The 9,020-nt window shown below is 62.9% G+C and carries 15 protein-coding genes; 8 read left to right on the top strand and 7 right to left on the bottom strand.

The features are described from left to right. Positions 1-13 precede the first annotated feature (13 nt). Complete coding sequence (locus tag CKO40_RS02115) at positions 14-217, bottom strand: hypothetical protein (protein WP_200344283.1); 204 nt, start codon at positions 215-217, stop codon at positions 14-16. A gap of 45 nt (positions 218-262) precedes the next feature. Here CKO40_RS02115 and CKO40_RS02120 point away from each other — a divergent pair, with 45 nt between their 5' ends. Next, positions 263-871, top strand: coding sequence for a DUF3782 domain-containing protein (locus CKO40_RS02120; protein ID WP_200344285.1), 609 nt, complete (start codon positions 263-265; stop codon positions 869-871). Between the two features lie 660 nt (positions 872-1,531). Here the strand turns inward: CKO40_RS02120 and CKO40_RS02125 are convergent. After that, positions 1,532-2,416, bottom strand: coding sequence for an Rpn family recombination-promoting nuclease/putative transposase (locus tag CKO40_RS02125; RefSeq protein ID WP_200344287.1), 885 nt, complete (start codon positions 2,414-2,416; stop codon positions 1,532-1,534). Between the two features lie 55 nt (positions 2,417-2,471). On the opposite strand from CKO40_RS02125, the gene CKO40_RS02130 reads away from it, so the two are divergent. The 3 genes from CKO40_RS02130 (at position 2,472) to CKO40_RS02140 (ending at position 4,383) form a co-directional block, all read left to right on the top strand. Then, positions 2,472-3,737 (top strand): Rpn family recombination-promoting nuclease/putative transposase, encoded by a 1,266-nt coding sequence (locus CKO40_RS02130; protein WP_200344289.1) that lies wholly within the window; start codon positions 2,472-2,474, stop codon positions 3,735-3,737. An 81-nt stretch (positions 3,738-3,818) separates the two neighbouring features. After that, positions 3,819-4,133, top strand: coding sequence for a BrnT family toxin (locus tag CKO40_RS02135; RefSeq protein WP_207173326.1), 315 nt, complete (start codon positions 3,819-3,821; stop codon positions 4,131-4,133). Positions 4,134-4,140: 7 nt separating this feature from the next. Continuing rightward, positions 4,141-4,383, top strand: coding sequence for a hypothetical protein (locus CKO40_RS02140; RefSeq protein ID WP_200344291.1), 243 nt, complete (start codon positions 4,141-4,143; stop codon positions 4,381-4,383). 324 nt (positions 4,384-4,707) lie between these two features. On the opposite strand, the gene CKO40_RS24045 is transcribed toward CKO40_RS02140, so the two are convergent. Together CKO40_RS24045 and CKO40_RS24050 are read right to left on the bottom strand one after the other, a co-directional pair. Continuing rightward, on the bottom strand, positions 4,708-5,034 hold the full coding sequence (locus CKO40_RS24045; RefSeq protein ID WP_242476722.1) for a hypothetical protein: 327 nt from the start codon (positions 5,032-5,034) through the stop codon (positions 4,708-4,710). A gap of 3 nt (positions 5,035-5,037) precedes the next feature. Continuing rightward, on the bottom strand, positions 5,038-5,544 hold the full coding sequence (locus CKO40_RS24050) for a hypothetical protein (RefSeq protein WP_242476723.1): 507 nt from the start codon (positions 5,542-5,544) through the stop codon (positions 5,038-5,040). 50 nt (positions 5,545-5,594) lie between these two features. Between CKO40_RS24050 and CKO40_RS02150 the strand changes: the two genes are divergently transcribed. The 4 genes from CKO40_RS02150 to CKO40_RS02160 are packed head-to-tail and all read left to right on the top strand — an operon-like array spanning position 5,595 to position 6,729. After that, on the top strand, positions 5,595-5,858 hold the full coding sequence (locus CKO40_RS02150; protein WP_200344293.1) for an Rpn family recombination-promoting nuclease/putative transposase: 264 nt from the start codon (positions 5,595-5,597) through the stop codon (positions 5,856-5,858). Continuing rightward, a complete protein-coding gene (locus CKO40_RS24055; RefSeq protein WP_242476724.1) occupies positions 5,858-6,052 on the top strand; it encodes a hypothetical protein in 195 nt (64 codons plus the stop codon). Before CKO40_RS02150 ends, CKO40_RS24055 begins: the two co-directional genes overlap by 1 nt. Before the next feature lie 14 nt (positions 6,053-6,066). Continuing rightward, positions 6,067-6,216, top strand: a complete 150-nt coding sequence (locus tag CKO40_RS24060) for a hypothetical protein (protein ID WP_242476725.1) — start codon at positions 6,067-6,069, stop codon at positions 6,214-6,216. 60 nt (positions 6,217-6,276) lie between these two features. Beyond that, entirely contained in the window at positions 6,277-6,729 is a 453-nt protein-coding gene (locus CKO40_RS02160; protein WP_200344295.1) for a DUF29 domain-containing protein, read from the top strand. Between the two features lie 91 nt (positions 6,730-6,820). Here CKO40_RS02160 and CKO40_RS02165 read toward each other — a convergent pair whose 3' ends face one another. The 3 genes from CKO40_RS02165 to CKO40_RS02175 form a co-directional block, all read right to left on the bottom strand. Continuing rightward, entirely contained in the window at positions 6,821-7,882 is a 1,062-nt protein-coding gene (locus CKO40_RS02165; protein WP_200344297.1) for a hypothetical protein, read from the bottom strand. A gap of 418 nt (positions 7,883-8,300) precedes the next feature. Next, positions 8,301-8,522, bottom strand: coding sequence for a hypothetical protein (locus tag CKO40_RS02170; protein WP_200344299.1), 222 nt, complete (start codon positions 8,520-8,522; stop codon positions 8,301-8,303). 157 nt (positions 8,523-8,679) lie between these two features. Continuing rightward, positions 8,680-9,012, bottom strand: a complete 333-nt coding sequence (locus tag CKO40_RS02175) for an RpnC/YadD family protein (RefSeq protein ID WP_200344301.1) — start codon at positions 9,010-9,012, stop codon at positions 8,680-8,682. Positions 9,013-9,020 lie beyond the last annotated feature (8 nt).

The following is a 9,020-nucleotide window of genomic DNA, read 5'->3' on the forward strand; positions in this document are numbered from 1 at the left end:
ACAGCTAACAAGCTTACAGCGTGATGCCCAACGCCCTGCGCTGAATGCACCAGCAGAGCCCGTCATGTGGACCTGTATCGATCGGTAGATCGAGCAGGGCCGCGACTAGGGTATCGAACAAGGCGAGCGCCGCGGCGAAGGCAAGCCCCTGCTGCGCCTGATAGAGCGCACATTCGGCCCGACCGATAATCGGTTTCGCCAGCAGATTCAGTGGCAATCTGCCAGTGCTACACTGAACCAATCAACCCGAGACGCGAAGACCATGGCCACCACACTCGATGAGGTTTGGGCCCTGTTCAGGGAGACCGACCGTAAGTTTCAAGAAACTGATCGTAAGTTTCAGGACACGGATCGACTGATTGGCGAACTGCGCGAGCAGTCGCGGGAGACCGACCGTCGATTTCAGCAAACCGAGAAGCTGGTGAACACCATCAGTCGTCAACTCGGAGAGCAGGGCAACCGGCTCGGCGACTTCGTCCAGGCCATGGTCAAGCCCGCCGTCGTGCGGCTGTTGCGCGAGCGCCAGTTACCGGTGCATCAAGTCCTGAGCAATCTGCTGGCGTTCGACGACGATGGCTGCCCGCTGATGGAGATCGACCTGCTGGTGGTCAACAGCGAGGTCGCCGTGGCGGTGGAATGCAAATCCCACCTCGGCACCGACGACGTGCGCGAGCACCTGGAGCGGCTTGCGCAGTTCAAAGACTGCTTTCCCCAATACGCTGGCTGTAAGCTTCTCGGTGCGGTCGCGGCCATGGTGCTGCCCGAGGACGTCGGCCGTTTCGCCTACCGGCAAGGCTTATTCGTGCTCGCCCAATCCGGTGATGGGGTGACGATCCGCAACGATGCCCGCTTTGAGCCGCGTTCCTGGTAGGCGAGGCCAATCCGGTAACGGGCGACCGCCATGGACGAGATCAACAACCCCCATGACGTCGACTTCCGCCAGCGCTTCACCCGGCGCGAGATCGCGCAAGACTTTCTGCGTCAGCAACTACCAGCAGAGCTGCTTGGAGATGGTGGATCGCGACAGTCTGCAGATCAGCAAAGACAGCGACGTCTCCAAGGAATTGCGTGCGCCGTATTCGGATCTGGTCTATCGGCTGCGATGGCGTGTGCCCGATCAGGCTGATCCAGTGCGCTTGAGCGGGCATCGACGCCAGGCGCTCGCCATCCGGTCGCACCATCGCCGTCAGCAGGGCAGGGCGAAGCCGCCCAGGCCACGGGTGATCAAGCCGATGCGGCAGCGCTTGATCCGGCCGATGCGGCGGCGACGCGCGATCAAACAGCGGCGCCAGCCACCCTCGCACTCCACGTCTCCATCCTGTTTGAACACAAGAGCCAGACCGACTCTTGGGTCTTACTGCAACGGCTGCGCGACATCGCGCTGCAGGGCGAGGCCTACCGCAAGCAGCATCCCGAGGCCAAGACCCGGCCGCAGCACTGAGAGCCAGGGCAACGACCTCGCAAAGCCGATAGACCAAGGTGGCGAGGGTCCTGACGGAGTCGACCTCACGGAGCCGACATCGAGCCGCTGTTACTCCGCCTGCACGCGCTCGCGCAGGGCCTGCACGCGTTCTTCACTCAGCCCGGTCGCCTGGGCGATCTGCGCGTTCTCGAGCAGGCCGAGCCGCAGGAGGTTGCGGGCGCTGTCCTCGCGGCCGCGCTGCTCACCGCGCTTTTCGCCGCGCTTCTCGCCGCGCTTTTCGCCCCGCTCCTCGGCATCCTTGAGCAAGGTCGCCTCATCATGCAGCGCGCGCTCGCGCGCCAGTGCCCGATAACGGGCCTCTTCATCGGTGCTGAGGGCCTTGAGCTGCTCCATGGCGTGCTGCACGGGTGGGTGGCTGATCTGGGTCATCACCGTGGTCTCCTGCCAATGTTCAAAGAAGGTGACCCAGTCCTGGAGCGGACCGGTGTCGAGGCCGAGCCGATCGGCCTTTTTCAGTTCGATCAGGTTCAGCTGCAGGACGTTCCCGAGCGTCACCTGCGGCTGGGTCGCATCGCGCAGCTCGAACCGCCAGCAGGCCTGCTGGCGCTCGGTCTCGCTGGCGTCGAAGAGCGCGAAGTCGAGCAGATGAATGCCGACGACCGCCTTGAGGGCGCTGTAGTCTTCCCCGGCGCCCAGCTGTTGGCTGAGCAAGCGCGCCCGATAGAAGGCGCTGTGCTGGCCCCAGGCGGGATAGCGACGCACCTGCATCTCGATATTGTAGTGGTGGCCGCCGGCATCGCGGGCGAGCACATCGAGCACGATGGCCTTGGCCTGCAGATCGGCGTCGCTGATGCCGGGGTTGATAACGTCCACGGCGGTGATGTCGGGCAGGTCGGGACGCAGATCGTTGATCAGCGCGACCAGCAGCTCAGGGTCGCTGGCGAACAGCCGCTTGAAGACGTAATCGTTCTTGGGGTCGAGCAGGCGCTCCATGCGGCGGCTCCGGCGGGCAGGGCGTTGAGTGCGTCAAGGCTAGCAGGTTTGCGGCATGAGCAGCGGCTGGCTCGCCGAGCAATCGCTGGGCAAGCCGCCGGCGGTCGACGAGATCAACAACCCGCATGACGTCTACTTCCGCGAGCGCTTCACTCGGCGCGAGATCGCGCAAGACTTCCTGCGCCAGCACCTGCCGGTGGAGCTGCTTGAGGTGGTGGATCTCGAAAGCCTGGAGATCAGCAAGGACAGTGACGTCTCCAAGGAATTGCGCGCGTCGTATTCGGATCTGGTCTATCGGCTCAGATGGCGTGTGCTCGATGAGGCTGATCCAGCGGCGCCCGAACGGGCTGATCCAGCGGCGCCGGAGCAGGCTGATCCAGCAGGGCCTGAGCGGGTTGATCCCGCTGTGCCCGAGCAGGCATCGGCGCAAGGCGCTCGCCATTCGGTCGCACCATCGCTGTCAGCAGGGCAGGGCGAAGCCGCCCAGGCCACGAGTGATCAAGCCGATGCGGCAGCGCTTGATCCGGCCGATGCGGCCGCCACGCGCGATCAAACAGCGGCGCCAGCGACCCTCGCACTCCACGTCTCCATCCTGTTTGAACGCAAGAGCCAGACCGACGATTGGGTGTTGCTGCAACGGCTGCGCGACATCGCGCTGCAGGGCGAGGCTTACCGCAAGCAGCATCCCGAGGCCAAGACCCTGCCGCCGGTCTACCCCTTGGTGCTCTATCACGGCCAGAGCGTCTGGCGCATGCCGAGTGATTTCCACGCCCTGATCCGGCCGCTACCAGAGGCGCTCAAGCCTTATGTGCCGCAGTTTCGCTACGCCTTGCATGATCTCTCGCCGCGTAGTGATGCGGAGATCAAAGGCGATGTGCTCACGCGCTTGGTGCAGCTCGCGATGCGCTGGATCGTCAGTGACCAGCCGCTGGAGCATTTGGAGCGGTTGATCAGACTGATCGAGCAGATCGCTGACCGTGACACGGCGCTGCAGATTCTGGAATCGCTGCTGCGATATTATGTCCAAGGGACACGCCGGGTGGAAGAGGATGACGCCCGCCGCTTGTTGGAACAGACCGCACCGGGAGACCCCATCATGCAGACGTTTATTGATCGGTCTCTTGAGCAGGGCCGCGAGCAGGGCATCGAGCAGGGCCGCGAGCAGGGCAAAGCCGAGATTCTGCTGCGCCTAATGGAGCGCAAATTCGGTCCCACCGACGCCCGGCGACGTCAGCAGATCCGAGAGGCGGATGCCGAGACGCTGCTGGAGTGGTCCGAGCGCGTCCTCACCTCCGAGACGCCGGAGGCGGTGTTTCACTAAGGTGTCGATGCCATGGCGAGCCGCAGCGATGGCCGCTTCGAGCTGCGCTCAACTGGCGGCTAGCGGGAAGCGCGATTTGACATGGAAAACACAGCGTTTCAGATCGAACTGGCCTGGGATACACTTAAGGCCGACACGAATCGCGTCAAGCATGGCATCGATTTCGCCATGGCCGCTGAGGTGCTGCGAGATCCGATGGCACTCAGTATCCTGGACCAGGAACATGGTGGGGACGAGGAGCGCTGGTTCACGCTTGGTGCGACAACAACCACAGGCCAACTGTTAGCCGTCTCTCACACCTGGGAGGAACAGTCCGGTATCGCTTACGTTCGGATCATCTCGGCGCGGGAAGCGACAAGACACGAAAGACGCCAGTACGAAGATAACCCTGTATAAACCCATCATGAATACGACACACTCAAACGACGAGATTCCCGCCGAGATCGATTTTTCGGCCGGTCAGCGCGGGCGCTTTTATCGGCCGCAAGCACAATGGCATGTGCCGGTCTACCTCAACCCTGAGGTCCAGCAGTACTTTCTTCGCCGCGCCGAAGAAAGCGGTCTGGACTTTGACCAATTGATCAATACCCTCTTGCAGAAAGACATGGAATTGCTTGAGACCTTTGCGCCAGGATCGTCGTCGTAAACACGACGAGCATTAGGCCCCTCGGCCCAAGACCCTGCCGCCGGTCTATCCCTTGGTGCTCTATCACGGCAAGAACCTCTGGCGCAGATCAAGGCCGGCGAGACGGCATTGAGCACATGGGTGCTTTTGGCATCGCCCTCGATGACGAAGTCCATCACCAGTCGATTGGTCTTGCGCTCGACCCGTTGAGCACGGATGCACGGCCGACCTCGCTGATGAAAGCCCACGGCCTCGGCGCCGTTGAGCAGGGTCGCAGCTTCGGCGACCAGATAGGAGCGACGCTGTTTGCGCGGTTCTTGCTGGACCGGGCGAGACCACAACTCCTCAATGCTCACGCCGCTGTTTGTTCAGCCAGGCCTCGATGAAGGCGGGATCGAGCCCCTTGAGGCGTTCCTCGGGATCGAGCCCCTTGAGACGCTCTTCGGGATCAAGCCCCTTGAGACGTTCCTCCGCACTCATGTGCTCAAGCATCAGCGTCTGGGTTTCTTGCAAGAAGTCTTCTAAGGTATAAGCCATCTCAGGTGCCTCGCTCAGGTAATTGAGATACAACCGCTCGAGCAGCGCCAGGGCGCCATTGTCCGGGTTACGCCGGGCACGCTCGCGATACTGACGCACCGCCTCGCGCAGACGCCCAAGCTCGCTGGCGAACAAGGCTCAGGGCGCATTGCGTGGCGTCTGTTCGATGGTATTCAGCACGATCAGACGCACCACCTGGCTGCCCCATGCCAGGTCATAGAGTCCAGGCGCCCCCGCCGGTTCCAGCCGATGCTGGGCGGCCAGCGCCTTGGGATCACGCGTGGCCACGGCATAGAGCCCGAACGCATCAGCCGGTAAGCGCGCGCCCTTGGCATCCAGGGTGAGCTTGCGGTAATTGATGTAATGCCCCACCAGCTCATCCAGTGCCCAAGCATCCAGCGCCTCGTGCTGCGATTTGTAGGTCAGCAGATTGTGCGCCCGCAACGCCTCCAGCCCGTCCGGCAGATCCGGCGGCAGCGGGGGCGGGGAGCCGGGTTCGGGCGCCTCGATGATGACGACATCCAGCAGTTGGCGCTGCAGCGCCAACTCGTACTCCAGCTCCACCCGCCAAGGCGCTCCTTGGAACAGTTGGGTCAGGGCAATGCCGAACAGGCGATGCCATTGGCGCAAGCGCTCGTCGGTCATGATGGGAGTGGGTGAGCGCCGAGTGGACCTCAATGGGGTGAGTGTAGCGGATGCGCGGGTTGATCGCCGCGACGCTTGGCTGCTGGAGCCTCTGGCGGATGCCGAGCGATTTCCACGCCCTGATCCGGCCACTACCAGCGGCGCTTAAACCCTATGTGCGGCAGTTTCGCTATGCGCTGCACGATCTCTCGCCGCGCAGTGATGCCGAGATCAAAGGCGATGTGCTGACCCGCCTGGTGCAGCTGGCGCAGCGCTGGATCGTCAGCGACCAGCCGCTGGCGCATCTGGAGGTGATCAACCCGTTGTCCTCTTGATGCACACCGACAAACAAATCTACCTCGTCAAAGCCCTGGAGCGGCGCATCGACGGTGTCGTGCTGCTCGCCACCTTTCTGCCCTATCTGGTCGAAGACCGCGAACGCTTGCGCGAACAAACCCCGCTCGCCTATGGTCAGCTTCAGCAAGCACCCCTGCCTGAATCCGCGCGCAGTCACTGTCTCGACGTTTAGAGGAGATCCTCAGTATGCTCGGTGAAATGATCCCACTCGAACAGACCCGCGCCTATCGCGAGATCGTGGCGAAGAACCAGCCGATTTGGCTGGAGGAAGGCTGCGAGGAAGGCCGTCGGCGCGAAGCCGAACGGGTGGCGTTCCGCCTTCTGCGCCGCCGCTGACCTCGAGACCTGGCTCGCCGCGCACCCAACACCGCAACAGACCGCCTGCGACACCACGCCATGATGCATGCCACCCACAACCCTGAAGCCGACTACCTGCAATGGCTGCAAACCCAGGTCAACCACCTGCGCGCCGGACGGCTCGATTGCCTGGACCGCGAGCAACTGGTGGAGGAACTTGAGGGCATGAGTCGCAGTGAACGACGGCAATTGCGCAACCGGCTGGTGGTACTGATGATGCATCTGCTCAAGCTGCGCCATCAGCCAGACAAACAATCGCGCAGCTGGACCGTGACCATCATCACCCAGCGCACGGACATCAAACTCCTGCTCCGTGAAAGTCCGAGCCTGAAACCCAGCTTGCCCGAGGCGCTTGCAGCGAGTTACCCGCGTGCTCGCCAAGAAGCCGCCGATGAAACCGGCCTGCCGCTCTCGACCTTTCCAGACCAGCCTCCCTTCACCTTGGATCAGGTGCTCGACGAAGACTATTGGCCCGAGCCTGGGGAGCGCTAACGCCTGTGCTGGCGGCTGGCGAAAAACAGGACGCTGTCGGGCCATGGAAGGCGTTCGAGGGCAAGCGATCCTGCGGCGAGGCGTCTAGCGATCAAGAACCGCAAACGTGCCGCAGCGCGCGAAGCCAGGCCGCACTGTCCGCAGCCTCAATGACAGGCCCGGTCAGTTCGAGCAGCAGGTCGAAGTCGTCGATCTGCTCCAAGATCGACCGCGTCTCATCGGCGACTGCGGGGCCGAAACGTTTGTCGATCTGGCGCACCAAGATGTTGCGGCTCGGTCGGAGCGCCTCGAGTCGCGCGCGACGCGTTGTCTCTTCCGGGTTCGGTTGCTCGCGGAACGGCCAGAAGCGGTCTGGCGTGGTCGCATAGTCGTGCTGGAGCAGAGCCAGGGATGTGATGTTGATGTCGGAGGCGCGGACGATCTCGCGCAGCGCATCTCGCTGTTCGCATTCCCACTCATCCGCGGTTGCATCGGTCACCGATAACAGATCGGTGCCGTCACGCCGGCACAGCTCGATCGCCATCTGCCCGATCCGCAAGGGCCGCTGCGAATCGATCCAGAAAAAGAATCGGAAGCGATAGGCAATATCCCAGGCTGGCAGCCAGTCGCCGGCGATGGCACCCATGTCGGCGCTGCGCGTGGGCTGGGTGATGTATTGCAGCCAATCCAAGAGGTCGAGTCGCAGCGCATAGTCTCGCCATGGGCGCAGAAAATGGGCCGTGGCAAGAAAGCGCCGGACTCGCTCCAACAGTGGATCGGTCTGCGGCGGGATCTCGAAAGGCTTTGCCGTCAGCGCCTCGTCGAGCGCGAAGCGGAGATGAAAATCCGGCCGCTCCTCGGGTGGCTTGTACCGATGCCAAAACTGACGCTGCTCCTCATCCGAGGCGCGTTGCAGCAGGAACAAGAACGCAGCGGTGGCAAACTGTGGCGGCAGCGTCGCATGGAGGTCGCCGAGCTGGTCACGCAACAGACGATCGAGCCACGCCACCGGCAACTGCCCGCCGAGTTGCTGCATGCGTTTGTTGAACAGCCGATACTCGGCAAGCGCATTCTCCGGCGTGCCGTCGCCCCACTTGTAGAAGCGCATGGCCAAGGTCATCGTGCCCGATTCGGGGTCGATGATGTAGTAGTCGTACCAGGCGCGTGTTGACACCTTGGTCTCCTAATTCAATGCAGATCCCCACCGAGCAGCCTGCCTTGCCTCCCTCTTTAGCAGGTGCGAGTATCCGTTAACGAGTGGTGTGGGTCGCTGCGTTCTAACGGGTTGATCAGCGGCGCGGTGCGCATGATGCCGGCGTTGTTGACCAGGATGTGAATCCCGCCGAAGCGGCCTGCGATGGTGGAGACCGCGGGCTCGACCTATTCGGGATCAGCCACGTCGCAGGGGAGGCAGAGTAGCTCCGGGTGTGCGGCGGCCAGTTGGCCCAGCCGATCGCGGTCGCGATCGAGTGCGGCAACGCGGGAACCTTCCGCCAGCAGTCGCTCGGCGAGGACGTCGGCTGAAGCTGACGGCAGCGTCGGTGATGATGCTCACGGAAGCTCTTGGTGATCTGTGATTTCACGGAATGAGCTTACTTAAGTGGCTCTGTCTTTGCCGTATCGATCTCGGTCTGGACTTGTTGAATCATCGCATCCCATTGCGCGTCGTTGGTCTGCTCAAAGGCCGTTTCCCATCGAGCTTCATCCCGAAGTTCATCAAGTACTAGGGTGGCAATCGTATCCTGCACAGTTGCGGGCATCTTTGAGACTTCGGCCATCGCCTGACCGCCGAAACGCTGGAGGCCGTCTTCCACTGAGCGCGGCGCACCGCTGCGCGTGCCAACAGTGACGCGATCCGCGACGACCCGGCCGCAGCACTGAGAGCCAGGGCGACGACCCCGTAAAGCCGATAGAGCAAGGTGGCGAGGGTCCTGACTGAGTCGACATCGCGGAGCCGACATCGAGCCGCTGTTACTCCGCCTGCACACGCTCGCGCAGGGCCTGCACACGCGCTTCATCCAGCCCAGTCGCCCGGGCGATCTGCGCGTTCTCGAGCAGGCCGAGCCGCACGAGGTTGCGGGCGCTGTCCTCGCGGCCGCGCTGCTCCCCGAGCCTTTTGCCGCGTTCTTCACCAAGCTGTTCAACGAGATTTTTGCCACGTTCCTCGGCATCCTTGAGCAAAGTGGCCTCATCATGCAGCGCGCGCTCGTGCGCCAGTGCCCGATAGCGGGCCTCTTCATCGGCGCTGAGGGCCTTGAGCTGCTTCATGGCGTGCTGTACGGGTGGGTGCGTGATATGGGTCATCACCCTGG

It is taken from the genome of Halochromatium glycolicum (assembly GCF_016584085.1).
Lineage (GTDB): Bacteria > Pseudomonadota > Gammaproteobacteria > Chromatiales > Chromatiaceae > Lamprobacter > Lamprobacter glycolicus.